This is a genomic window from Leucobacter aridicollis, assembly GCF_024399335.1.
Lineage (GTDB): Bacteria > Actinomycetota > Actinomycetes > Actinomycetales > Microbacteriaceae > Leucobacter > Leucobacter aridicollis_A.
Genome location: NZ_CP075339.1, coordinates 1,950,466 through 1,975,380, shown reverse-complemented (window position 1 = coordinate 1,975,380; position 24,915 = coordinate 1,950,466). Strand labels below are relative to the sequence as shown.

Here is a 24,915-nt window from a genome sequence, read left to right as displayed (position 1 = left end):
GGTTATCCGATCCGTTCCTTGCGCCCGAAGAGGCCCTGCGGTCTCACAAGCAGCACCACGATGAGGATGAGTAGCGCGGCGGCGTGCTTGAGGTCGCCGGGCAGCCAGATGTTCGCCATCTCGATGACGAGGCCGATAATGAGTGCGCCGACGATGGCACCAAAGGTCGTGCCGATGCCGCCGAGGATAACCGCGGCAAACAGGAGCAGCAGGTAGTGCCATCCGGTGTTCCACGCGATGCCGTTGAGCACGAGGCCGAGCAGCACGCCCGAGAGGCCCGCGAGGGCGACGCCGACGGTCCAGACGGAGCGGATCACGCGATCCACATCGATGCCCGAGGCCTCAGCGAGTGGCCGATTGTCGGCCACGGCGCGGGTCGCGCGACCGAAGCGCGTGTACTTCATGACGAGCGCGACGGCGATGATCGCGACGAGCGCGATTCCCATGGCGACGTAGGACTGCACGGTGAGCGTGATGCCGGCCAGTGTCACGGTTTTCGGCGTTGACGGGTCGATCCGCAGGATGTTCGCGCCGAAGAAGAACTGGAAGATGTTCTGCAGCACGATCGAGAAGCCGATCGAGACGATCATCATCTGAGTGAGGCTCAGTCTGCGTTTTCGCAGGGGTTTCCAGAGCACCGCGTCCTGCACCCAGCCGAACGCGGCCATCACGACCACCACGAGGGCGCCCGAGAGCCAGATGTTGCCGGTGAGCTGCATCGCGAGGAAGGCAAGGATGCCGCCCATCGAGAGCATCTCAGCGTGCGCAAAGTTTGAGAGCCCGGTCGTGCCGAACACGAGCGAGAGCCCGACTGCTCCGAGCGCGAGCAGTAGCCCCATTCGGAGGCCGGAGGCGGCCTGTTGCCAGAAGCGCGGCCACGAGAATGAGTTTGTGGCGCTTGGCTTGGTTGGGGCGTTCGCCTCGTCGCCTGGCGTTTCCTCTCCCGATCCTGATCCGGTTTCCTCGCCAGCCTCCGGCGGGGCGGGCGCGGCAGGCGTGGCCGCGGCATCTGGGTCATCAGTGAGGGGGAAGAGCGCGCTCGCTGATTCGAAGAGTGCGACTTCGACCTTTCGGGTGTCTGCCGCTCGCGGGAACTGGCCGTCCGGCAGTGTCGCGGTGTCGAGCGCGACAGTGTAGGTGCCTTCCTCGGTGATTGGGAACGACCAGCGGCCGTTCTCGTCGGTCTGGGTTTCCTCGTTCGCTCCCATGCCAGTGAGTGTGAGCCCGACACCGCTTGCCGGATCTCCGGCGCTTGTCTTCACGATTCCCTGCACGCAGCCGGTCGTCGAGTCGGGGACACACGTCGCTGCGTGCGCGGGTAGCGCCTGCAGCGAGAGTCCAACACAGCCCAGGATGAGGGCGAGGAGAGCGATTGCTGGGGCACGCAGGAGCCTGCCCTTGCGAATAATTCCGTGGTTCACTTGACCTCCATTGGTCCGCGCGTTGCCACCTGCGCGTTCATTCAAGCATCGTTGCTGTCTCCCTGAATATACAAGGGTGGGGAGGGTCCAGAGCGAGTTTCTCGGCGTTGCGCTTCCATCGTTGCCGATACGCAACATGGGGCGACCGCGAACTGAGCGACTTCTTGTCGCTAGTCTTGAGGTATGGCAGAAAAGGCATGGTCGTTCTCGCGCGCGTTTCGGAATGTGTTCGGTGGCGGGTCGGAGACGATCACCGATGACACCTGGGACGACATCGAGACTGCGCTTCTCACGGCTGATTTTGGGCCGGAGATTGCGGACTCGATCCTTGACGAGGTGCGCGACTCGGTCGAGCGTCACCGTGTGAACGAGGTCAAGGAGCTCAAGCGGATCCTGCGCGAGGTGCTCGAGGAGCGGCTCGCCGCGTTCGACCCGACGCTGAAGCTCACTGAGCGCCCAGCGGTGATCCTCGTCGTTGGCGTGAATGGCGTCGGCAAGACGACGACGATCGGAAAACTCTCGAACTACCTCACCCGGTTCGACAAGAAGATCATCGTCGGTGCCGCTGATACGTTCCGCGCGGCGGCTGTCGAGCAGCTCGCGACCTGGGCGGAGCGCGCGGGCGTTGCGATCGTGAAGCCGCAGCAGCAGGGTCAGGATCCGGCGTCGGTTGCGTTCCAGACTGTGCAGCGCGCGATCGACGATGATCTCGATATCGCGATCATCGACACCGCCGGCAGGCTGCAGACCAAGGGCGGACTCATGGATGAGCTCGGCAAGATTCGCCGGGTCATCGAAAAGCTCGCTCCAGTGTCCGAGGTGTTGCTTGTGCTCGACGCGACGACTGGTCAGAATGGGCTGGCACAGGCACAGGCCTTCATTGAGCATGCCGGAGTCACTGGCCTCGTGCTGACAAAGCTCGACGGTTCGGCGAAGGGTGGCTTTGTGCTTGCGGTGCAGGAGCACACGAAGCTCCCGATCAAGCTCGTCGGTCAGGGCGAGGGCATCGGGGATCTGACTGGCTTCACGCCGCACGTGTTCGCGGCGCAGCTCGTGCCGTAACGACGCTGCCGTTCGCGGCGCGGTCTGCTCCGAGCGAAACCTCGCCAGCTGGTGCGTGGGCTTTGTTACGCTTATGAATAAGGCCTGACGGCCGGCCAATTCATGCGGCCGCCGGACCGGAATGCGCCCCGAACGTGCGGGGCGCCTCTCGAGAAAGGCTATTGTCATGCAACATCTCACCGTCCTCGGCACGGGAGTCCTCGGTTCACAGATCATTTTCCAGTCTGCGTATATGGGCAAGGACGTCGTCGCGTACGACATCAACGATGAGATTCTCGCGAAGCTTCCGGCACGGTGGGAGTACCTGAAGGACGCTTACCGCCGGGACATCGCCGACGCGACTGACGAGAAGCTCGATGCTGCAGTCTCCCGCATTCGCGCGACGGCTGATCTCGCCGATGCGATGAAGGACGCCGATATTGTCATCGAGGCGGTACCCGAGCGTCTCGACATCAAGCAGCAGACCTGGGAGAGTGTCGCCGCCGTCGCCCCTGCGCACACGATCTTTGCAACGAACTCATCGACGCTTTTGCCGAGTGACATCGCCCCATTTACCGGGCGCCCTGAGAAGTTTCTTGCTCTGCACTTCGCAAACGAGGTCTGGAAGTTCAACGTCGGTGAGGTCATGGGGCATGAGGGCACAGACCCCGAAGCGTTCGAGGCGGTCGCGAAGTTCGCGGCCGAGATCGGCATGGTCCCGGTGCGCATCCACAAGGAGCAGCCCGGCTACGTGCTGAACTCGCTGCTCGTGCCGCTGCTTGACGCCGCGGCCCAGCTCTTCGTGAAGGGCATCGCGACCCCAGAAGATATCGACAACACGTGGCGGATCGCGACTGGGGCGCCATCTGGTCCCTTCCAGATCTTCGACGTTGTCGGCATGATGACGCCGTACTACCTCAATGCCAACAGCGACGACCCGATCAAGCGCGAATTCGCCGAGATCATCAAGCGGGACTACATCGACAAGGGCTACCTCGGCAAGGGCTCGGGGCGCGGCTTCTACGAATACAAGTAAACCGGCGCGGGGGAGGGCGCCGTGACTGTCGCGGCGCGGTAGACTGATCGCACTATGGCTACTTTCGGCACCCTCTCCTCGCGGCTTACCGACACCTTCAAGAACCTCCGGTCGAAGGGCAAGCTCTCTGCGGCAGACGTTGACGGCACCGTCCGCGAGATCCGTCGCGCGCTCCTTGAAGCAGACGTCTCGCTCGATGTGGTGAAGGACTTCACTGGCAAGGTGCGCGAACGCGCCCTCGGTGACGAAGTGAACCGCGCGCTGAACCCCGCGCAGCAGGTCGTGCAGATCGTCAACGAGGAGCTCGTTGAGGTGCTCGGAGGCGACCAGCGACGGCTGCAGTTCGCGAAGAACCCACCCACAGTCATTATGCTCGCTGGCCTCCAGGGTGCTGGAAAGACGACGCTCGCTGGCAAGCTCGCGAAGTGGTTGAAGACTCAGGGTCACACGCCGCTGCTTGTCGCGTGTGACCTGCAGCGTCCGAACGCGGTCACGCAGCTCGGCGTCGTCGCCGAGCAGGCCGGAGTCGCGATCTTCGCACCGGAGCCGGGCAACGGCGTCGGCGACCCCGTGAAGGTCGCGAAGAACGGCGTCGCCGAGGCGAAGCGTGCGCAGCACGACTTCGTCATCGTCGATACCGCCGGTCGGCTCGGCGTCGATGCCGAGCTCATGAAGCAGGCGCGCGACATCCGCAAGGCGATTGATCCTGACGAGGTACTCTTCGTCATCGACTCGCTCATCGGCCAGGACGCGGTCGCGACCGCGCAGGCCTTCCAGGAGGGCGTCGACTTCACTGGCGTCGTGCTCACGAAGCTCGACGGCGACCAGCGCGGTGGCGCCGCGCTCTCGATCCGCGGCGTGACCGGCCGCCCGATCCTGTTCGCGTCGACAGGCGAGGGCCTCGACGACTTCGAGCCGTTCCACCCAGACCGCATGGCGAGCCGTATTCTCGACCTCGGCGACATCCTCACCCTCATCGAGCAGGCGCAGACAGCGTTCGACGAGGAAGAGGCGAAGAAGGTCGCCGAGAAGATCGCGAAGGACGCGTTCACCCTCGATGACTTCCTCGGCCAGATGCAGCAGCTGCGTGGCGCGGGCTCCATCAAGAAGATGATGGGCATGCTTCCTGGCATGGGTAAGATGAAGGACCAGCTCGACAACTTCGACGAGCGCGAGATCGTGCGCACCGAGGCGATCATCCAGTCGATGACGATGGAGGAGCGCCAGAACCCGAAGATCTTGAACGGCTCGCGCAGGCTCCGTATCGCCAAGGGTTCTGGCATGACAGTCACCGACGTGAACTCGCTTGTGCAGCGCTTCGAGCAGGCCGCGAAGATGATGAAAACCGTCGCCCGCGGCGGCATGCCCCAGATCCCCGGCATGGGGCCGATCCCAGGCATGGGCGGGCACGGCGGCAAGAAGAAGCAGCAGCAGAAGGGCAAGGGTGCGAAGCGTTCGGGCAACCCAGCGAAGCGTGCGCTCACGCCGGCCGAGGCTCCCGCACCGCAGGGCGGCTCCGGCTTCGGTCTCGGAAAGGGTGGCGCCGCGAAGGCGCCGAGCCCCGAAGAGATGGAGAAGCTGCAGCAGATGCTCGGCGGTGGGCTCCGCTAGGTGACGGAGCGCCCTGGCGCGGTCGCCCCAGGAGGGCGACTCGCGAAGCTCGAGTCGTTGTGGCCGGGCCGTGTCTCCTGGGCGCGCGTGCGCGAGGAGGATCCGCGCGTCTTCCGGCAGGCCGCGCAGGGCGCGGGCCTCGTCGTGCTCGCGGTGCCGGTCACGCTGCTCTGGTCCGCGCTGAACCTTGAGTGGCCCGCGCCGATCGAGTTGCCGAGCTGGATCGAGTGGGTGCGCCCGCTGTCGACGGTCGTGTGCTTCTTCATCGCGATCCTGCTCTGGCTGTTCGGCTGGATCATGATCTCGATGCCGCTCGACACGAAGCGCGGAATCGCGTTCTCGGACTTTGCGGCGGGTGTCGGGCTGACTTATTCGCGTTTCGGGTTCGCGTCACCGACGCTCGGTATCTTCTTCGCCGAGCGCCTACCAGGCCGGAGGGATCCGGCCAGGGTTCGGCCGCCTGTCGGGGCGACACCGCCAAAACCGCTGTTCCGCACAGAGTTCGTGCTCTGGTCGGGGCGCAACGGGCTCGAACCGAAGCTACAGCTTGGGAAGGCCTCGTTTCAGGGCGACAAGAGCGACCCCAAAGGCCCGCGTCATGGCTTTCGCTACCTGTCGATGCGGTTGCCTCGCGCGCTCCCTCACCTCGTCATCGACGCGCGTGGCAACGGGAGTCTGCGCTCGCTCCTGCCTGGGTCTCAGCGGCTCTCCCTCGAGGGCGACTTTGACAGGTACTTCACAGCCTACGTGCCGGAGGGCTACGAGCGCGACGCGCTCGAGCTGCTCACCCCCGACGTGATGGCGTGCCTTATAGACCACGGTCGGCGCTGGGACATCGAGGTGATTGACGACACCCTGCAGCTTGCGTCGACGCGCCTCCGCGCCCGCTCGGACAGAAGAGAGACGACGGCGCTTCTGTACTTTGCTGAGCTGATCGGGGTCGAGCTCGGACACCAGGCCGTGACGTACTCAGACCCTCGGGCGCCGAGGCCGCGAATGCAGGTTGCTCCGCAGGGGCGGCGGCTCCGGAGGCGCTCGGGGGTCTGGACAGCTGTGTTGATCGGCGCGGGCGTCGTGTTCATGTTCACTTACCCTTTCGTGCTCGGGTGGTGGCTCGACCGCTAGCCAGGCGCGCCAGCTGTGTGCTTGAGCGCTGACTGCTGCCTTGCTGCGCCCGCAGCGGCATCTTGCCGCACCGCGAACGCGCAACTGACGCGTTTCCGCCACCGGGCTGCAATCGCTGAGGGTGCTGTCGTGATTACGTCATTTCCGAGTCGGCACTCTTCCCGAGTGTGACATGCACACGATGACATGTACAATGTTACTCGGGATGCGATTCGCATCCATTGCGTCCGCCGGGCGCAACGTTAGCCTCTCAGCGATTCAAAGGTGACTCTTATGGCTCGGAAAAAGATACTCTCAGGTGTCGCGCTCGGCGCGGCCGCGATGCTTGTGCTCAGCGGGTGCGCGAGCGGCGGCGCAGGCGACGGCGGCGCAGGCGACGGCGAAGCCCAGACCGGCGGCACACTCAAGGTGCTGTCAAACGGTGACGTCGACAGGCTCGACCCCCAGCTCACCGCATACGTGCCGGTGAACAGCGTTGTGCGCTCGATCTCGCGGTCGCTGCTGAGCTACGTCTCATCGAACGACGTCGATGAGCGCATCGAGCTCACGGGTGACCTTGCGACAGAGGTTCCCACCGCGTCTGAGGACGGGCTCACTTACAAGATCACGCTCCGCGATGGTGCGACGTGGGACGCGCCCGACGGTGCGCGCCCGATCGTCGCGGGCGACGTCGCCCGGGGCATCGAGCGCATTTGTAACCCTCACATCGGTGCGGCGCTCGGCGGGTACTTCATTAACCTCATCGACGGAATGGCTGAGTACTGCGAGGGCTTCGCTGGAGTCGCGGCAGAGCCCGCCGCGATGAAGGAGTACATCGAGTCCAACGACATTTCTGGCATTGCGACCCCAGACGACAAGACTGTCGTCTTCACGCTCGTTGAGCCAGCCTCTGACTTCACGTCGATGCTGAGCCTGCCGACCGCGAACCCTGCACCGATCGAGGTGCTCGACTACCTCCCTGACTCGCCCGAGTACCGCGAGAACTTCATCGCATCGGGTCCCTACACCGTCGGGTCGTACACGCCCGACGTGAAGTGGGAGTTCGTGCGCAACGAGTCGTGGAGCGCCGACAGCGACCCGCTCCGCAAGGCATACGTTGACTCGATCGAGATGACAATGGGCGTCGAGGGCGACGCGGCAATGCAGCAGCTCCAGGCAGGCTCGGCAGATATGCTCTTCGATCTCAGCCCGAGCCCGGCGAACATTCAGCAGCTCACCGCAGCGAACGACGAGAAGTTCACGACGATGGAGAACGGCGGCGTCGACCAGTTCATGTGGTTCAACACCACGTCAGACAACAACGGTGGTGCGCTGCAGAAGCTCGAGGTCCGCCAGGCGATTCAGTACGCGATCGACAAGCCAGCTGTCGTGCAGGTCATGGGCGGTGAGGACATCGCGTCAGTGACAAACGGGATCTTCGGGCCCGGCATCAACGGCTACGAGGATTTCAGCCTCTACGGTGACAAGAGCGGTAAGGCAGACCCCGAGAAGGCAAAGGCGCTGCTCAAGGAAGCCGGGGTCGAGAACCTGACCCTGAAGTTCCCCTACCGCAACGTTGGCACCCAGCCAGACATCGCGCAGACCGTGCAGGCAAGCCTTGAGGCCGCCGGAATCACTGTTGAGCTCTTCCCGGTTCCTCCGACTGACTACTACGCGAACTTCATGACGAACCGCGAGAACGCGTCGGGTGGCAAGTGGGATGTCGCCCTCGTCGGATGGTCGCCCGACTGGGTCGGGGGCGCAGCGCGCTCGGTATTCCAGCCGCAGTTCTCGTTTGACGGCACTCCGCAGGCCTACAACTATGTCGACTTCAACAGCGACAAGGCAAACGAACTTGCCGCTCAGGCGCTCGCTGCTGCGACACCGGAGGAAGCCGGCAAGCTCTGGCACGAGGTCGACAAGACCGTGATGGAGGAGTCGCCAATCGTATCGATCGTTGCCCGCAAGAAGGCAAACTACCACTCCGATCGCGTCCAGAACTTCGAGATCTACGCGCTCGCGCAGAACGGTGACTGGGCAAACGTCTGGCTCAAGCAGTAGGTAGCCCGACGGGGGAGGGCAGTGGCCGCGCCGCCGCCCTCCCCGCACCCCTTTTGCACACCACAACCTTGGAGTACGAGTGGCAATACTCGATGTGCGGAATCTCGTGATCGACATTCCGACAGAAGACGGCGCGGTGCATGCCGTGCAGGACGTTTCATTTACGGTCGGCGAGGGCGAATTCTTCGGAATCGTCGGCGAATCCGGCTCGGGCAAGTCAGTGCTCGTGCAGTCAATCATGGGCCTCATCCCGCAGGCGAAACGCTCGGGAGAGGTCCTGTTTCAGGGCGAAGACCTCCTCACGCTCTCGCCCGAAGGGCTCCGAAAGAAGCGCGGTGCCGAGATCAGCATGATCTTCCAGGACCCGCTATCGAGCCTGCACCCGCAGTACACGATCGGCTGGCAGATCGTCGAGCAGATCCGCGCTCACGAGAACGTGTCGAAACAGGCCGCGAAGGCGCGCGCGATCGAGCTTCTCGAGAAAGTCAGGATCCCTGACGCTCAGGCAAGGTTCGATTCGTATCCGCATCAATTCTCGGGCGGCATGCGCCAGCGCGTCATGATCGCGATGAGCCTCTCGCTCGGCCCGGCCCTGATCATCGCTGACGAGCCGACGACTGCGCTTGATTCGACAGTCCAGGCCCAGATCCTCGACCTCCTCGGCGAGATGCGCCAGGACTTCGGGGCAACGGTACTGATGATTTCCCACGACCTGGGGATCCTGTCCCGCGTCGCAGACAGGGTCATGGTCATGTACGGCGGACGGAAGCTCGAGGTTGGCACGAGCGACAACGTGCTCGGCAACCCAGCACACCCGTACACTGCCGGACTGTTGCGATCCTCGTCCTTCAATCGCGCCCCCGGTACCCCGCTCATCCCGATTGGTGGCCGCCCACCGAGCCTCTTGAGTCCGCCCGCAGGGTGCGTGTTTCGTGACAGGTGCCCGAACGCGATGGATATCTGCGGTGAAGCCCCGCCGCTCCAGAAATATGACGACGGCACCGAGTCACTGTGCTGGCTCACGACACCACCTGTCGAGCCTCCCGCGCCTGAGATGCCGCCGGCGGAGATCATCGCCTCAAGCGACGATGCGATCGTCGAGGTTGAGCATCTTTCTGTCGCGTTCCCACAGCGCCGAGGCGAGCCGCGTACGGTGCTTGAAGACATTTCGCTGCAGGTCCGCCGCGGTGAGACGCTTGGTCTCGTCGGAGAATCCGGCTGCGGAAAGACAACGCTTGCGCGCACGATCGCGGGACTGAACACCCCGACTGCAGGCGCGATCCGTTTCGACGGCGCCGACACCGCGAACCTCACGGACGCCGAGTGGCGTCAGATGCGCCGCAAGGTGCAGGTCGTGTTCCAAGACCCGTTTGGCTCGCTGAACCCGAAACGGCGTGTCGGCTCGATCATCGGCGACCCGTTCCGAATCCATAAGGTTGCAAGCGGCGCCGACAGGCTCAGCCGCGTTCAAGAACTCATGGAGATCGTCGGCCTGAACCCCGAGCACTACAACCGCTTCCCCTCGCAGTTCTCCGGTGGCCAGCGGCAGCGCATCGGCATCGCCCGTGCGATCGCACTGAAGCCTGAGCTCGTGATCCTCGATGAGCCCGTGTCTGCGCTCGACGTGTCGATCCAAGCTCAGGTGCTGAACCTGCTCGATGAGCTCCAGCGAGAGCTCGGACTCACCTACCTGTTCATTTCTCACGACCTCGCAGTCGTACGCCACGTCTGCGACCGGATCGCGGTCATGGACGGTGGCAAAATCATCGAGCTCGGGTCCGCGGAGACCGTCTACGGGCAGCCGCAGCAGGCCTTCACGAAGAAGCTGTTGTCGGCCGCGGCCCCTGAGATTCCGCGTGTCGAGCGCGAACGAGTGCTCATCTCAGCGGCAGGAGGCGCACTGTGAGTGGCGTATTCTCGAAAGACACGAAGCTCATCACGACGCCGGGCTACGCGGCCCAGAAGGCTGCTGACATCCAAGCGAAGAGCTCGGCTCAGCTCACGATCGCGCGACTGGTGCGCGATCCGGCGAGCGTCGTCTCCGCGCTTGTCATCCTCGGTATCGTTGCCTTCGCCATCTGCGCGCCACTCATCGCTCAGTGGACCGGACACGGCCCCAATGAGCAGTTCCGAGAGACAGGGCTCTCGGCTGCTGGCATCCCTGTCGGGCCGTCCGGTGAGTTTCTCCTCGGGACTGATCAGCTCGGCCGCGATCTGTTTGTGCGACTCGCCTACGGCGCGCGAGTGTCGCTGCTCGTCGGTGTTGTCGCCTCGCTCGTGGCCTCTGCAATTGGCGTGGTGATTGGCGCGACCGCTGGCTTCTTCGGCGGCTGGGTTGACACCCTCCTGAGCCGGATCATCGACCTCGTGATGAGCGTCCCGTTCCTGCTCGTTGCGATCGCGCTCGTCGCGGTGCTCGGCCCGAGCCTCGGACTGTCGATCGTGGTGATCGTGTTCTTCAGCTGGGCGGGCCTTGCCCGCGTGATCCGCGGCCAGGTGCTCGCGATTCGTGAGCGCGAGTTCATCGAGGCTGCTCGCTCGCTCGGGGAGTCGCGTATCTCGATGATGTTCCGCGATGTCCTGCCGAACCTCGTCGTGCCGATCATCGTCTACACCACGCTCGGCATTCCCGCCGCAGTGGTGTTCGAGGCGACGCTCTCGTTCCTTGGCCTCGGCATCGTGCCACCGACACCGAGCTGGGGCAACATGCTCGCCGACGCTGCAAACGGGTCGATGTACATGGTCGCTCCCTGGATGGTGCTTGTGCCGGGCCTCGCCCTCCTCGCCCTCACCCTCGCGTTTAACCTGCTCGGTGACGGGCTGCGTGACGCTCTTGATCCGACCTCAACGAAGGGGAAGAAAGCATGATCCGCTATGTCCTTTCACGGGTAGGCTTCGGCGCGCTCGTGTTGTTTCTGCTCAGTGTCTTCGTGTTCGTGCTGTTCTACGTGTCGCCATCTGACCCCGCCCGCATCATCGCTGGCGACAAGGCGACAGAGGCCCTCATGGAGCAGATTCGTGTGAACCTTGGGCTCGATAAGCCGATGATTCAGCAGTACTTCATGTTCCTCGGTAACCTCCTGCAGGGCGACCTCGGTTTCTCATACCGCTCCAACCTGCCTGTCTGGGACCTGCTCGTGCGGCGCATCCCAGTGACAATGTCGCTCGTGTTTGGTGCGGTCATCGTGTGGCTTGCGATCGGCATCCCGATCGGTATTGGCTCTGCCAAGCACCCGGGGAGCTTGCGTGACCGCTTCGGTCAGGCATTCGCGATCGTCGGAATCAGCTTCCCAACGTTTGTGCTCGGCATGATTGCGTTGTACACGCTGTACTTCATCCCGACAAAGATGGGCGTCACGCTGTTCCCGCCGTCTGGGTACACGCCGCTCACCGAGAACCCGGCCCAGTGGGCGTGGCACCTCGCGCTCCCGTGGCTCACCCTCGCGCTCGTCATCGCGGCAGTGTACGCGAGGCTTACGCGCGGTCAGATGCTTGACGTGCTCGGTCAGGACTACATTCGCACAGCCCGCGCCAAAGGCCTCACGGAGCGCCGCGTCACCTACGTGCACGCGTTCCGTTCGGCGATGCCACCGCTTGTCACCCAGCTCGGAATCGACATCGGTATGCTCCTCGGAGGCGTGATCGTTATCGAGCAGGTGTTCGGACTCCCCGGGGTCGGCTCGCTCGCCGTGACGAGCGTCGCGATGCAGGATCGCCCGGTTGTCATTGCGATCGTCCTGCTCGGCGGGCTCTTCGTCGTGCTGTCGAACCTGATCGTTGACACCCTGTACGCACTACTGGATTCGAGAGTGAGGACTGCCCGAAAATGACAGACTGGTACCCGATTGGAGCTGGTCTCAGCGGCCGCGATCTGTGGGTCACTGTGCCGCTTGACTGGAGCGAGCCCGGGGGCGAGACGATCCGTGTGTTCGCGCGCGAGGTCGTGAGCTCCTCGAGCCGCGATGCGGATTTGCCGCTCCTCGTCTTCCTGCAGGGCGGGCCCGGCGGGAAGTCGCCACGGCCGCTCGACGCAGATGGCTGGATTGGCGACGCAGTGAAGCGGTTCCGAGTCATCCTGCCCGATCAACGCGGCACTGGAAGGTCGACCCCGCTCAGCGCGCGCGACTTCGACGGTCTCGACGCTGCGGCTGGTGCGCGCCTTCTCGCGCTGCACCGCCAGGACTCGATCGTGCGCGACTTCGAGGCGCTGCGAGAGGAACACTTCCCGGGCCGGCAATGGTGGACGCTCGGGCAGAGCTACGGCGGGTTCCTGACGCTGCAGTACCTCTCGCACTTCCCCGAGTCGGTTGTCGCGTCGGCGATCACCGGCGGGCTGCCAAGCATTGATCCTGACCCGGCGGTCGTCTACTCCCGCACGTTCCCGCGCATCGCGGAGAAGAATCGCCTCTTCCGCGAGCGCCATCCGCACCTCGTTGACAGGATCGCGCGCGTCGCAGACTTGCTCGAGCGGGAAGATGTGCGATTGCCGAGTGGCGACAGGCTCACCGTTCGGCGACTGCAGACCCTCGGCCTTGACTTCGGAATGAAGCCAGGATTCGATCGGGTGCACTGGATCTTTGACGAGGCCTTCGCCGACGAGGCCGAGACCCGGCTGTCAGACACGTTCCTTGCGACTGTCGAGGCCGAGACAGCGTTTCTCACGAACCCGCTGTTCATCGCCCTGCAAGAGGCGATCTACGGGCCCGGCCCAAGCTCGTGGGCGGCGCAGCGAGAACGCGACGCCCGGCCAGAGTTCGCGGAGTCGGCACGGCCCTTGAACTTCACGGGAGAGACTGTGTTCCCCTGGATGTTCGAGGAGATCGCGGGGCTTCGTGGTTTCCAAGAGGCCGTCGAACACCTCGCGGCCCACGAGCAGCCGATCGAGATGTACGACACTGACAGGCTCGCGCGCAACGAGGTGCCTGTTGAGGCCGCTGTGTACTACGACGACATGTACGTCGACGCGCAGCTCTCTCTCGACACCGCCTTGCGCGTCGCTGGGGTGCACGCATGGGTGACGAACGAGTTCGAGCACGACGGCCTTCGGCTCGGCAACGTCGCAGAGCGACTCTTCACCGCGCTTGAAGAGCGCCTTGGTAGCGCTGCACGCAGCCGCGACTGATTTTCACGAACGGGGCCGGCACGTCGCGTTGCGGCATGCCGGCCCCGTCCACGCTTGTCCTGAAAGGAACACACATGACGCACAACCATGGCGGTCCCTCATTGAGCGGACTTGGGCTCACTGTCAACGTCGTCGACTGGGAGTCGGGGATGCCGAACTCCCGCGCGACCCGCCGCGATCCTCGGATGCCGCTACTCAGCGAGGCGACCGGGTTCACGACTTGGATGGCGGAGGGATGGGGCGACGCAGCGCGCGAACTCGCAGTCGAACCTGGCGCCGCTTCCGCCGCCGCCGACCACCGTGCCAGGCTCTCTGCAGAGCTCGCGGGGGAGACCCTCGTCGTCGCCGCCGGGCGCTCGCAGCTGCGCGCAAACGATACCTACTTCGAGTTCCGCGCCGACAGCGACTTCCTGTGGGCCGTGGGGTACGGCATCGAAGACGCAGTGCTCGTCATGCGTCCGATAGCTGGCGGGCACGACGCGACGCTGTACATCACACCGCCGGCGCGTCCCGGAAGTAAGGCGTTTCACGCAGATGCGAACCACGGAGAGCTCTGGGTTGGGCCGCTCGCGGGAGTCGCCGAGGTCTCGGCTGCGCTCGACCTAGCGGTCCGCCCGATTGGGGAGCTCGCCGAGGCCGGTGTGCCTGACGACGCGCTCATCGCTGGTGCGGCTGTCGTCGCGCGCGGCGCCGGCGCCGCGCTCGCGGGCAGGACGCGCTCCGCACGGCTCGCCACGGTGCTCTCCGAGCTGCGCCAGATCAAGGACGCCTGGGAGATTGGCCAGCTTCGCGCGGCGAACCTCGCGACTGTCGACGGCTTCGCGGCTGTCACACGCGAAATCCCGAACGCGATCGCGGCCGGGGGTGAGCGCTGGCTGCAGGGAACGTTCGACCGTCACGCCCGCACTGTCGGTCAGGCCCCCGGCTATGCGACGATCGTCGGCTCGGGTGCACACGCGCCGATCCTGCACTGGGTTCGAGCCGACGGCGAGGTCGACCCAGCCGAACTGCTGCTGCTCGATATGGGTGTCGAGATGCGTTCGGGCTACACCGCAGATGTCACGCGGACGCTGCCAGCGAGCGGCACGTTCTCGGACGCACAGCGCCAGGTTCACGATCTCGTCGAGCGCTCGCACAGGGCCGGTCTCGCAGCGGTACAGCCAGGAAGGCTTTGGGCCGACTTCCACGCAGCGTGCATGGAAGTGTTGGCCGAGGGGCTCGCCGACTGGGGCATGCTGCCAGTATCGGTGGACGAGGCCCTCTCAGCCGATGGTCAGCATCATCGCCGTTACATTGTGTGCGGTGTTGGGCACCACCTGGGCCTCGACGTGCACGACTGCGACTCCTCGCGGTACGAGACCTATCTTGGCGGCACTGTGCAGACAGGAATGGCGCTCACCGTCGAGCCGGGGCTCTATTTCCACGCCTGGGACGAGACCGTGCCGCCCGAGCTGCGCGGCATCGGCGTGCGGCTGGAGGACGACCTCGTCGTGACCGAGACTGGCAACGAAGTGATCTCGGATGCCTTGCCAATCGACGCCGCCGGTGTCGAGGCTTGGATGCGAAAAGTCACGGGCAACTAGCCTCTGCTGGGCCGCCGCACCGCAGGCGGCCCAGCAAAACCCCTGATCCCATCAAAAATTGCAATTTGGCCCCTAGTGTGGCAAACTTGCCTAGTTCGCGTAATGCGTGCCAGGCTTCCGCGCCAGAGACCGATTCGGTCCGAGCTTCCGCGCGGCGTCACATGTAACCCAACCTGAAGGAGCCAGCACATGGCAGTCAAGATTCGCCTCAAGCGCCTCGGCAAGATCCGCGCACCGTTCTACCGCATCGTCGTTGCAGACTCGCGCACCAAGCGTGACGGCCGCGTCATCGAGGAGATTGGCAAGTACCACCCGACTGAGAACCCCTCGTTCATCGAGGTCGATTCAGACCGCGCACAGTACTGGCTCAGCGTTGGCGCGCAGCCGACCGAGCAGGTCACCGCGCTCCTGAAGCTCACTGGCGACTGGGGCAAGTTCACCGGCGAGGGCTCGACCGAGTCGAAGGTGCTCGCACCTGAGGCGAAGGAAGTGTTCGAGGCTGACGCCAAGAAGAAGTCAGTGGTTCGCCCGAAGGCTGAGAAGCCTGCTGAGGCTCCCGCCGAGGAGGCAGCTGAGGCTCCCGCAGAGACCGAGGCGCCGGCTGAAGAGGCCGCTGCCGAGTCGACCGAGGCCTAAGGCTCTTGGCTGAGATGGTGCTCGCTGATGCGCTTGAGCATCTCGTTCGTGGGGTGGTAGATCACCCAGACGAGGTGCGCATCTCGCAGCGCGCGGGAAACCGCGGCGAGACCCTTGAGATTCGTGTGCACCCCGAAGACCTTGGACGCGTGATTGGTCGCAGTGGCCGCACCGCTCAGGCGCTTCGCACCGTAATCTCCGCACTCGCCTCTGGTGAGCGCGTCAGGGTAGATATCGTCGATACCGACGCACCTGAGGCCGGCTGATATGGCAGACGCTCCAAAGCGTGCGCAAGCTCCCCGTCCCGCTAGCGGGGCGGGGAGTTTGCGTGTCGGACGCCTGACGAAGCCCCACGGGCTCAAGGGCGGTGTGAAGCTTGAGATGTTCACGGACAACCCGGATCTGAGGTTCGTTCCAGGCTCGAAGTTTCACCTGCAGGTCCCCGAGGATTCCCCCTGGTTTGGGCAGACGATTGAGCTTCGCGAGCTTCGCTGGTTCAACAGCATGCCCGTCGGGTTCTTCGTCGAGCTGCCCGATCGCACCGCGGTCGAGAGCATCGTCCGTGCGATCCTCTGGATCGATGAAGAGGCAGTCGCGGCGGGGTCCGAAGAGAACGCGTGGTATGCCCACGAGCTCGTCGGCCTCGACGTCGTACAGCCCATCGAGGGCGGTGGCACCGAGAAGCTGGGAACAGTAGCCGAGGTGCAGCACTTCCCGGCCCAGGATCTGCTCTCAGTGAAGACCCAGACTGGCGTCGTGCTTGTGCCCTTCGTCGAGGCGATCGTTCCGTCGGTTGACCTCGAGGCAGGCATTGTCACGATGACTCCGCCCGCGGGCCTGTTCGGAGACGGCGCGATCGAGGACGGTACCCAGAATCCACAGGGGGACGCGTGAGGATCGACGTCGTCACGATCTTCCCCGGCTACTTCGACGCGCTCGAGCTCTCGCTCATGGGGAAAGCCCGAGACCGCGGCCTCATCGACATGCACGTGCACGATCTTCGCGATTCAGCGCACGACAAGCATCGCACTGTCGATGACACGCCGACGGGCGGCGGTGCCGGAATGGTGATGAAACCCGAGCCCTGGGGGCACGCGATCGACGGGATCCTGGCGGATGCGCGGTCGGCACCGGCACCGACCGCGGAGCCACTCATCATCTTCCCCTCGCCTGCGGGAGACGTTTTTACTCAGGCGATGGCGCGCGAGCTCGCAACCGAGGAGCACCTCGTGTTCGGCTGCGGCCGCTACGAGGGGATCGACCAGCGCGTGTTCGACGAGTACGGTGATCGCGGACGAGTGCGGCTCGTCAGCATCGGCGACTACGTGCTGAACGGGGGAGAGGTCGCCTCGATTGCGATGATCGAGGCGATTGGTAGGCTCCTTCCCGGCGTCGTTGGCAACCCTGACAGCCTCGTGGAGGAGTCGCACGAGGCTGGGCTGCTCGAGTACCCGAGTTACACCAAGCCCGCTGAGTGGCGCGGACGCCGCGTGCCCGACGTGTTGCTGTCTGGAAATCACGCCGCGATCGATGCTTGGCGCCACGAACAGAGCGTCGAACGTACACGGCGTGTACGGCCCGACCTGCTTGGCGACTAATCTTGATGCATGCGTGATTTTTTCTCGGCTGGCGTCGGTAAAGCGGTACGGGCGGGGGCCCGTCTTCGCGGAGGGGGATCGGCGCTGCCTGGCCTCGTTGTCGAGCGGCTTGACCCCGGGTTCATGGCCCGGGGTCTCGCCAAGCTGCCGCTTGGGGTGATTGCGGTGAGCGGCACCAACGGCAAGACGACGACGACGAAGATGATCGTCGAGATGCTGGAGGCGCAGGGGCTGAAAGTCTTCACAAACAAGACTGGATCAAACTTTTCTCGCGGCGTCGTGGCTGCAATGGTGCAGGAGAGCGGCCCGAGTGGCACACTCGACGCCGACGTTGCGGTGCTCGAACTCGACGAGGCTCATGCAATGTTTTTCATCGAGCGAGTCAAGCCGCGTTTCACCCTGCTGCTCAACGTGCTACGCGATCAGCTCGACAGGTTCGGAGAGATAGATACGACCGCCCGGTACCTGCAGCGTATCGCTGACGCGACGACCGACGTGCTCGTCGTGAACCGGGAAGATAGGCTCATCGCTGAGATAGGCGAACGGACACGGGAACGCAGCGCGGCAGGTGGCCCCGAGGTCCGCGAGTTTGGACTTGCGCCAGCACTGCTGAGCACGTTCCCCGGCGACGACGATTTCCACGCCTCGACCGGCCAGGCGGCAGCCGTTGCCGCCGTGGGGGTCGACGATCGGGGTGCTGATGCCCGCGAAGCAGCAGATGTCACACTGCTAGAACTCGGTAAGAACGAGGCGACGTTCTTGATCGACGGAGAGCAGCACTCGACACCGTTGCAGCTCGAAGGGCTCTACAACACTTACAACGCTGCCGCCGCTCTTGTCACAGTCCGTGCCGTGCTTGCGCGTGCAGTTGCCGAGGGGGCAGATACGAGTGCCCGGACGACCGAGGTGCTCGAGGCGCTCTCAACTGTGCGCCCCGCGTTTGGCCGAGGTGAGAAGCTCGAGCTCGATGGCCAGCCCCTCGAGCTTGTCCTCGTGAAGAACCCAGCGGGGTTCCGCCTCGGACTTGCCTCGTTTGATGCAACGGGCGTCGCGGTGATGATCGCGGTGAACGACCAGTACGCGGATGGCCGCGACATGTCGTGGCTGTGGGACGTCGACTTCGAAACGCTCCGCGATGGGGGCGTCACTGCGGTTACCGGCACGCGCGCCTGGGACATGGCGCTGCGGCTTGAGCACGACGACGTGCCCGTCGGGGCAGTCGAGGAGGATCTGGGAACTGCGCTCACCGCATTCAGGTCGCGCACCATGGGGCAGCCCCGCCGGATCTACTGCACGTACACAGCGATGCTCGGGCTGCGAAAGCGCCTTGCCGAGCTCACCGATGTTGAGGAAATCTAATGGCTGACAAGCGTGAACTCGTCATTGTGTCGCTGTACCCCCGCGACATGAACATCTACGGAGACAGGGGTAACCTGCTGTCACTGAGTCGCCGGGCACGAGCTCACGGCTACGAGCCCCGTGTCGTCGATGTGAACGTCGGCGATCCGCTTCCCGAACACGTCGACATCGTCATCGGCGGGGGTGGTCAAGACTCAGGCCAGGGGAGGGTCGCGGTCGACCTGGCGGGACGAGCAGAAGAGTTCCGTGCGCTCGCGTCCGACGGGACGCCCATGCTCGTGATCTGCGGTCTCTACCAGCTGTTCGGGCACCACTTCCTCACGCACTCGGGTCAGACGCTCTCGGGCATCGGAGTGCTCGACGTCGAGACGACAGGGGGTGCCGAGCGGATGATTGGAAATGTTGTCGTCGACTCCGAGGAGTTTGGCGAGATTATTGGCTACGAGAACCACAGCGGTTTTACCGTGCTTGGCGACGGCTCCGCGCCACTCGGCCGTGTCACCCAGGGGGCTGGGAACAACCCGACTGACGGCACTGAGGGTGCTCGGACGAACAACGTGCTCGGGAGCTACCTGCACGGCTCGCTGCTGCCGAAGAATCCTGCAATCAGCGACTTTCTCATTCGTGTCGCTGCTGAACGCCGTTATGGCTCGTTCGAGCCGCGTGCTGGTGTCGATGAGACCGCCGAGCGGGCGCGCGCAAGCGCTAAGCGCCGGCCGCGTTAGGGAGCCTCGCCCACAGCAGACAACTCCTGCTGCCGCCGCTGACACGGGGAACGAGCCGCCGCGGAAAAGATTTTCAAGAATGCGGGAATAGATGCATGTGCATGTAAGTTGTTCTCTATGTCCGCAAGATCCCGGACAGCCAATTCAGTGACAGGCATTTGGCGCTGGACAAGTTTTGAAAGGTATTTTCCAATGACCCTCACCGCAGATCAGATCCCCGGCTACCGCGCAGGCACCTGGAAGATCGACGCCACGCACTCCGAGGTCGGCTTCTCGATCCGCCACCTCGCAATCAGCAAGGTCAAGGGCAAGTTCGAGGACTTCGACGCGACATTCGTTACGGGGGAGAACCCGCTCGATTCGAGCGTGACGGCCACCGCTGAGGTCGCCTCGGTGAACACGAACGAGAAGAACCGCGATGGTCACCTCCGCACCGGCGACTTCTTTGAGGCCGAGGAGTTCCCGCAGCTGACTTTCGCGTCGACTGGAGTTCGCGTTGTTGACGGCGACTTCAAGGTCGACGGCGACCTCACCATGCGCGGCGTCACGAAGCCAGTCACGTTCGACTTCGAGTTTGGCGGATTCGGCGAGGATCCCTACGGCAACTACAAGGCGGGCTTCACGGCGAAGTCGGTCGTGAAGCGCCAGGACTTCGGCCTGAGCTGGAACGCTCCCCTCGAGAAGGGCGGCTTCCTGCTCGGCGACGACGTCACCATCATCATCGATGTGCAAGCCGCGCTCGTGAACTAATCGAGCTCACCAGTGATCCTGCCGCGGACGCGGCGCAGATCCTCCATGAGTGAACCGATGAGCACCCAGTGCCTCGGAGGCGGCCTCGGAATCGTGTACGGCGCAGTCAGCGCCGGCGGTTCCGGGGCCGTTCCTGTTTCCGGCGGAGTCGTGCCGAGCAGCGCGAGATCGTGGGCAGCCCGACGAATCTCCTGCCGCATCCCGATCACTGATGGATCCTCGACGAGCTCCGCGTCGTAGAGATCGTAGAGCGCCCGCGACATCCCGATCACCTGCGTCACGATGGGCTGCACCCGCTGGAACAGCGCGTCGTCCTCCAAGAGCTGGCGCATGTGACGCCTGCTCCTCGGGTTGAGCCGCAGGCTCTCGCGTGCACGCCTGAGCTCGGCGTGGACCCGTGCGCGCTCCTCGTGAAGCTCCCGCGCAGACTCGAGCATGCTCTCAAGCCAGGCCTCGTCGCGCGGGGTCTCAAGAGCGTCGGCGAGCCGATCGAGTGCCGCGGCGGCATTCCCTGTCAGCGACGTGATCTCATCATGCATGAGCCCGGTTCGCACTGGGGCCGCGATGACCGCGTTGACCGCGACGCCAATTGCTGCGCCGATCGCGGTCTCGACGAGACGTTCGACGCCGTAACCGATCTCAGACCCGCCGAGCGCGATCATGAGCATCGCAGAGATCGCGATCTGGTTCGTTGATGTTGCGCTCATCCGAAACAGCCAGCCCACGCCCATCGACACGATGATCGCAGCAATGAACAACCACGAGTTGGTGCCGAAGAGAGCCCCTGCGCCGAGTGCGACGGAGACCCCGAAGAGTACGCCGACGACACGCTCTACGCCTTTGGTGAGCGACTGATCAACGCTCTCCTGCACGACGATCAGCGCTGCGATGGCGCCAAACATCGGAAGCGAGTCGGGGAAGAAGATCAGGCACGCGAACCAACTCAGGATCGCAGCGCCGCCTGCCTTTGCGAGCTGGAGCGCTGAGGGTCTGGCCGCTACTGTGAACCTGCCGGTGACGCGCTGTTCAGCGCGCCGCCACCAGGGAACGGGAATGTCAGTCATAGGAGACCGAGCTTTGTGAGTTCCTCGCTGAGGGACGCGCCATCCGGGCCGTACACCCAGGGCACACCGCTCGCATCCTTCTGCTGTTTCGCCTTTGATCTACCGCCGGCGAGCACAGCCTGCCCAACCGAGAGCTGCCTGATCGCGACCGCCGCAACGTTCTCGGGATGGTCCCTTGCAAACTCCGCGTAGAGCGCCTCGTCGTGCTGGCCATCGTCGCCGAACATGATCCACTTCACGCCTGGAAACTCGCGCGCAAGACGTTTGAGTTCGCGCTGCTTGTGCTCGCGGCCAGAACGGAACCAGCGATCGTGCGTTGGGCCCCAATCCGTGAGAAGGAGCGGGCCCATCGGATAGAGGTTGCGGGCGAGAAACCTGCTGAGGGCGGGAGCCGCGTTCCACGCTCCGGTCGACAGGTACACGAACGGAGAGCCCTTATGGCGCTTCGCAAGCCTGTCGTACAGCACAGGCATGCCTGGCGTAGCCCGCCTCGCTGTCTCGTCGAGCACGAAGCTGTTCCATGCGGCTACGAACGGCTTCGGCAGCGCCGTGATGAGCACTGTGTCGTCGACGTCAGACAGCACACCAAGTTGCGAGGCTGTGTCCATCACCTTCACCGGGGCATGGGCGGCCTCATCTTCGCTGACCTGCAGCGTGACCGTGTGCCAGCCGGGGGCGAGCGCGACGCGCACGATTGAGTCGATCACGCCTCCACGATCTGCGACGACCTCGGCTGTAGGTAGCCCGTCCACGAGCACAGTGATTCGCTGGTACGGAACGTACACGCTCGTGAACGTGCGCCAGCCGCGCACGCGCGAGACCTCTTGCACGTCGGGCCTGAAGCGTGAGTGTTCGCTCGTGTCTGGCCGGAGGTACAACACTCGACCGAGCACACGCACCCACTCTGTTGTCCCGTACCCGATGTAGGGGATAACAGACGGGGTCTTGCCTCGTTTGATCGCCTGCTTCGCCCGCCGGCGATGCATGCGATCCTCAAACCGCGCCGCGAACCGTGGGCGGCTGTCAGGCATGTCGTCAGGCGAAGTCACTCAGCCAGTGTATGACGAATCACCTGAGGCTTCGTACGCCGCCCGGAACCAAAGAATCTTGACGTCAAAATTGATTCGCAGGTAACTCCCAGCTTGAATATACTGGCTACAGTTGGCAGTTTAGCCAGCCCCCCGCGGGTACCCCCGCCCGTAGGGAATTCCTACGGGAGTAATGCGCCCCCGCGTGGCAAGCGCTCATCTCCTGGTTATAGGAGAACAAATGAATGAGTTTCTTGACCCGGTAGTGCTCGCGCGCTGGCAATTCGGGTTGACCACCCTGTATCACTTCATTTTCGTACCGCTGACGATCGGGATGGCGCTTCTCGTCGCCATCCTGCAGACGGCATGGGTGCGGACTGGCAAGGACAAGTACCTTCGCCTCACCAAGCTGTTCGGCAAGGTCTTTCTGATCAACTTCGCCATGGGCGTCGTTACCGGCATCGTGCAGGAGTTCCAGTTCGGCATGAACTGGTCGAACTACTCCCGGTTTGTTGGCGACATCTTTGGTGCCCCGCTTGCGATGGAGGGCCTCATCGCCTTCTTCTTCGAGGCGACGTTCATCGGCCTCTGGATCTTCGGCTGGGACAAGCTTCCCAAGAAGATCCACCTGATGACGATCTGGTTCACCTGGATCGGCACCGTGCTCTCGGCGTACTTTATCCTTGCTGCGAACGCGTTCATGCAGAACCCTGAGGGCTTCGTGCTGAACGAAGAGCGGGGCCGTGCCGAGCTTGCGAGCATCGGGGAGGTGCTGCTGAACCCAGTCGCGCTGACCCAGTTCCCGCACACAATCTTCGCCTCGCTCATGTTCGCTGGTGTCGTGCTCGTCTCTGTTGCAGCCTGGCACCTGAAGCGTGGCCAGTTCGTTGACGAGATGCGCACAACCCTTCGTTTCGGCGCGTGGACAAACATCATTTCGTTCATTGGCGTTGGCCTGAGCGGTCACTCCCTCGGCCTTGTCATGACCGAGACGCAGCCGATGAAGATGGCTGCGGCAGAAGCGATGTACAACACCGCTACGGGTAGGGACGCCTCGTTTTCGCTCTTCAGCTTGGGCACCCCTGATGGAGCTCACGAGATCTTCTCTGTTCGTATTCCGTACCTGGCATCCTTCCTCGCGACAAACTCGCTCGACGGCACCGTCGAAGGCATTAACGACCTGCAGGCTGAGTACACCCAGATGTACTGCGGCGGCGCAGACTCGCTCCTGACCTGCCCGACTGACGGCTCCTTCGTGCCGATCGTATGGGTGACGTATTGGGCATTCCGCTGGATGATCGGCCTCGGCGCCCTTGCCGCGCTCGTTTCCGTTGTCGGCCTCTGGCTTACCCGAAAGGGCAATATCAACCTTCCTAAGTGGGCGTGGACTGTCGCAATCTGGACAGCGCCGCTTCCGATGCTCGCATCGCTCGTTGGCTGGGTCTTCACCGAGATGGGCCGCCAGCCCTGGATTGTGTTCGGGGTGATGACCACAGAACAAGGCATCTCGCCGGGCGTACCCGGCTGGGCAGTGCTTGTCTCGCTCGCGGCATTCACTGTTGTGTATGGCGCGCTCGCGGTTGTCGAGTTCGGACTCATCGTGAAGGCAGTGAAGGCTGGGCCGCCCGAGATTGCTCGGACTGACGACGGCGATGGAACCGATGGTTCCGGCTCTGTCGACCAGAACCAACTCGCGACCGTGTACTAGGAAAGGAGACGAATCATGGAATTGACTACCGTATGGTTCCTCATCGTCGGCGTCATGCTGATCGGGTACTTCGTGCTCGACGGCTTCGACTTCGGTGTAGGCATGTCGTTGCCTTTCCTGGGCAAGACAAACACTGACCGCCGTGTGCTCATTAACACGATCGGTCCGGTCTGGGATCTGAACGAGACCTGGCTCATCGTGGCAGGCGCATCGCTCTTCGCTGCATTCCCCGAGTGGTATGCGACGATGTTCTCAGGGTTCTACCTCGCCCTCTTGCTCATCCTTATCGCACTCATCCTTCGCGGTGTGTCGTTCGAGTTCAGGCATCAGCGCAAGGGCCAGAAGTGGACACGCTGGTTTGACCAGTTCATCTTCTGGGGCTCAGTTCTCCCGCCGCTGCTCTGGGGCGTCGCGTTCGCCAACCTCGTGCAGGGAGTCCCGATCCGCTCTGTCGAGACCGGCGGCTGGCTCTACGAGGGGACGCTGCTCACGCTGCTGAACCCGTACGGCCTCCTGGGCGGCATCGTCGTCATGCTGCTGTGCTTCACCCACGGCCTCGTGTTCGTGGCGCTGAAGACGGTCGGCGAGATGCGCGACAACGCGCGGAAGCTCGCGAAGAACGTCGGAGTCGTGACTATCGTGCTCGCCGCGGCTTTCCTCGTCTGGACAATCGTGATGAACCTGTCGAACCCGAACATTGGACTCATCATCGCCTGTGCAGCGATCGCTGCGGTTGCGCTCATCGGCGGCTGGGTCGCGAACCTCGCCGGTCGCGAGGGTTGGGCATTCGTCGGGAACACAGTGACAATCGCGTTCGCGCTGCTCACGATCTTCTCGGCGCTCTTCCCGAACCTGATGATCTCCACGCTCGGCGACGAGCACACAATGAGCGTTGTGGGAGCCGCGAGCTCCCCGAAGACGCTCGAGCTCATGACCTGGGTTGCGGTCTTCACGCTGCCGCTCGTGCTCGCCTACCAGGCGTGGACGTACTGGGTCTTCCGGAAGCGTCTCACACACGACATGATTCCGGTTGAGCAGCCAGCCGAGGCCACCGCTTAGGCGGCCCGG

Annotated in this window: 22 protein-coding genes; 19 read left to right on the top strand and 3 right to left on the bottom strand. The window is 63.8% G+C overall.

Features of this window, described 5'->3' with window-relative positions:
* Window positions 1-2 precede the first annotated feature (2 nt).
* Window positions 3-1,421, bottom strand: coding sequence for a branched-chain amino acid ABC transporter permease (locus tag KI794_RS08850; protein ID WP_255807813.1), 1,419 nt, complete (start codon window positions 1,419-1,421; stop codon window positions 3-5).
* A gap of 183 nt (window positions 1,422-1,604) precedes the next feature.
* Between KI794_RS08850 and ftsY the strand changes: the two genes are divergently transcribed.
* From ftsY to KI794_RS08765, 17 genes are all read left to right on the top strand, one after another.
* Entirely contained in the window at window positions 1,605-2,483 is an 879-nt protein-coding gene (ftsY, locus tag KI794_RS08845) for a signal recognition particle-docking protein FtsY (RefSeq protein WP_255807812.1), read from the top strand.
* A gap of 166 nt (window positions 2,484-2,649) precedes the next feature.
* The gene (locus KI794_RS08840; protein WP_255807811.1) at window positions 2,650-3,498 is read left to right on the top strand and encodes a 3-hydroxyacyl-CoA dehydrogenase; all 849 of its coding nucleotides are present in this window, start codon (window positions 2,650-2,652) and stop codon (window positions 3,496-3,498) included.
* Window positions 3,499-3,552: 54 nt separating this feature from the next.
* The gene (ffh, locus tag KI794_RS08835) at window positions 3,553-5,109 is read left to right on the top strand and encodes a signal recognition particle protein (RefSeq protein WP_119283955.1); all 1,557 of its coding nucleotides are present in this window, start codon (window positions 3,553-3,555) and stop codon (window positions 5,107-5,109) included.
* Window positions 5,110-6,234 (top strand): hypothetical protein, encoded by a 1,125-nt coding sequence (locus KI794_RS08830; RefSeq protein WP_119283954.1) that lies wholly within the window; start codon window positions 5,110-5,112, stop codon window positions 6,232-6,234.
* Window positions 6,235-6,507: 273 nt separating this feature from the next.
* Window positions 6,508-8,274: an ABC transporter substrate-binding protein gene (locus tag KI794_RS08825; protein ID WP_119283953.1), complete on the top strand. Its 1,767-nt coding sequence runs from the start codon at window positions 6,508-6,510 to the stop codon at window positions 8,272-8,274.
* A gap of 79 nt (window positions 8,275-8,353) precedes the next feature.
* On the top strand, window positions 8,354-10,180 hold the full coding sequence (locus KI794_RS08820; RefSeq protein WP_255807810.1) for an ABC transporter ATP-binding protein: 1,827 nt from the start codon (window positions 8,354-8,356) through the stop codon (window positions 10,178-10,180).
* Window positions 10,177-11,142 (top strand): ABC transporter permease, encoded by a 966-nt coding sequence (locus KI794_RS08815; protein WP_255807809.1) that lies wholly within the window; start codon window positions 10,177-10,179, stop codon window positions 11,140-11,142. The genes KI794_RS08820 and KI794_RS08815 overlap by 4 nt, the downstream gene beginning before the upstream one ends.
* Complete coding sequence (locus KI794_RS08810) at window positions 11,139-12,104, top strand: ABC transporter permease (RefSeq protein WP_255807808.1); 966 nt, start codon at window positions 11,139-11,141, stop codon at window positions 12,102-12,104. Before KI794_RS08815 ends, KI794_RS08810 begins: the two co-directional genes overlap by 4 nt.
* On the top strand, window positions 12,101-13,396 hold the full coding sequence (locus KI794_RS08805) for an alpha/beta fold hydrolase (RefSeq protein WP_255807807.1): 1,296 nt from the start codon (window positions 12,101-12,103) through the stop codon (window positions 13,394-13,396). The genes KI794_RS08810 and KI794_RS08805 overlap by 4 nt, the downstream gene beginning before the upstream one ends.
* 74 nt (window positions 13,397-13,470) lie before the next feature.
* A complete protein-coding gene (locus tag KI794_RS08800; protein WP_255807806.1) occupies window positions 13,471-14,979 on the top strand; it encodes an aminopeptidase P family protein in 1,509 nt (502 codons plus the stop codon).
* Window positions 14,980-15,168: 189 nt separating this feature from the next.
* Window positions 15,169-15,615, top strand: coding sequence for a 30S ribosomal protein S16 (rpsP, locus tag KI794_RS08795; protein ID WP_119283949.1), 447 nt, complete (start codon window positions 15,169-15,171; stop codon window positions 15,613-15,615).
* Window positions 15,616-15,632: 17 nt separating this feature from the next.
* On the top strand, window positions 15,633-15,881 hold the full coding sequence (locus KI794_RS08790) for an RNA-binding protein (protein WP_119284302.1): 249 nt from the start codon (window positions 15,633-15,635) through the stop codon (window positions 15,879-15,881).
* A gap of 1 nt (window position 15,882) precedes the next feature.
* Window positions 15,883-16,509: a ribosome maturation factor RimM gene (gene rimM / locus KI794_RS08785; protein WP_370647799.1), complete on the top strand. Its 627-nt coding sequence runs from the start codon at window positions 15,883-15,885 to the stop codon at window positions 16,507-16,509.
* The gene (gene trmD, locus KI794_RS08780; RefSeq protein WP_119283947.1) at window positions 16,506-17,213 is read left to right on the top strand and encodes a tRNA (guanosine(37)-N1)-methyltransferase TrmD; all 708 of its coding nucleotides are present in this window, start codon (window positions 16,506-16,508) and stop codon (window positions 17,211-17,213) included. Before rimM ends, trmD begins: the two co-directional genes overlap by 4 nt.
* 9 nt (window positions 17,214-17,222) lie before the next feature.
* Window positions 17,223-18,572 (top strand): Mur ligase family protein, encoded by a 1,350-nt coding sequence (locus tag KI794_RS08775; RefSeq protein WP_255807804.1) that lies wholly within the window; start codon window positions 17,223-17,225, stop codon window positions 18,570-18,572.
* A complete protein-coding gene (locus tag KI794_RS08770; RefSeq protein ID WP_119283945.1) occupies window positions 18,572-19,297 on the top strand; it encodes a type 1 glutamine amidotransferase in 726 nt (241 codons plus the stop codon). The genes KI794_RS08775 and KI794_RS08770 overlap by 1 nt, the downstream gene beginning before the upstream one ends.
* Before the next feature lie 192 nt (window positions 19,298-19,489).
* Entirely contained in the window at window positions 19,490-20,047 is a 558-nt protein-coding gene (locus KI794_RS08765; RefSeq protein ID WP_255807803.1) for a YceI family protein, read from the top strand.
* Here the strand turns inward: KI794_RS08765 and KI794_RS08760 are convergent.
* Together KI794_RS08760 and KI794_RS08755 are read right to left on the bottom strand one after the other, a co-directional pair.
* A complete protein-coding gene (locus tag KI794_RS08760; RefSeq protein ID WP_119283943.1) occupies window positions 20,044-21,111 on the bottom strand; it encodes an FUSC family protein in 1,068 nt (355 codons plus the stop codon). The two genes, KI794_RS08765 and KI794_RS08760, sit on opposite strands and share 4 nt — an antisense overlap.
* Window positions 21,108-22,160, bottom strand: a complete 1,053-nt coding sequence (locus KI794_RS08755; RefSeq protein WP_255807802.1) for an App1 family protein — start codon at window positions 22,158-22,160, stop codon at window positions 21,108-21,110. Before KI794_RS08755 ends, KI794_RS08760 begins: the two co-directional genes overlap by 4 nt.
* Before the next feature lie 220 nt (window positions 22,161-22,380).
* On the opposite strand from KI794_RS08755, the gene KI794_RS08750 reads away from it, so the two are divergent.
* Window positions 22,381-23,847 carry a cytochrome ubiquinol oxidase subunit I gene (locus tag KI794_RS08750; RefSeq protein ID WP_255807801.1) on the top strand — a complete coding sequence of 489 codons (1,467 nt, stop codon included), beginning with the start codon at window positions 22,381-22,383 and terminating at the stop codon, window positions 23,845-23,847.
* A gap of 15 nt (window positions 23,848-23,862) precedes the next feature.
* The gene (gene cydB, locus KI794_RS08745) at window positions 23,863-24,906 is read left to right on the top strand and encodes a cytochrome d ubiquinol oxidase subunit II (protein ID WP_255807800.1); all 1,044 of its coding nucleotides are present in this window, start codon (window positions 23,863-23,865) and stop codon (window positions 24,904-24,906) included.
* The last annotated feature ends 9 nt before the right edge of the window (window positions 24,907-24,915 follow it).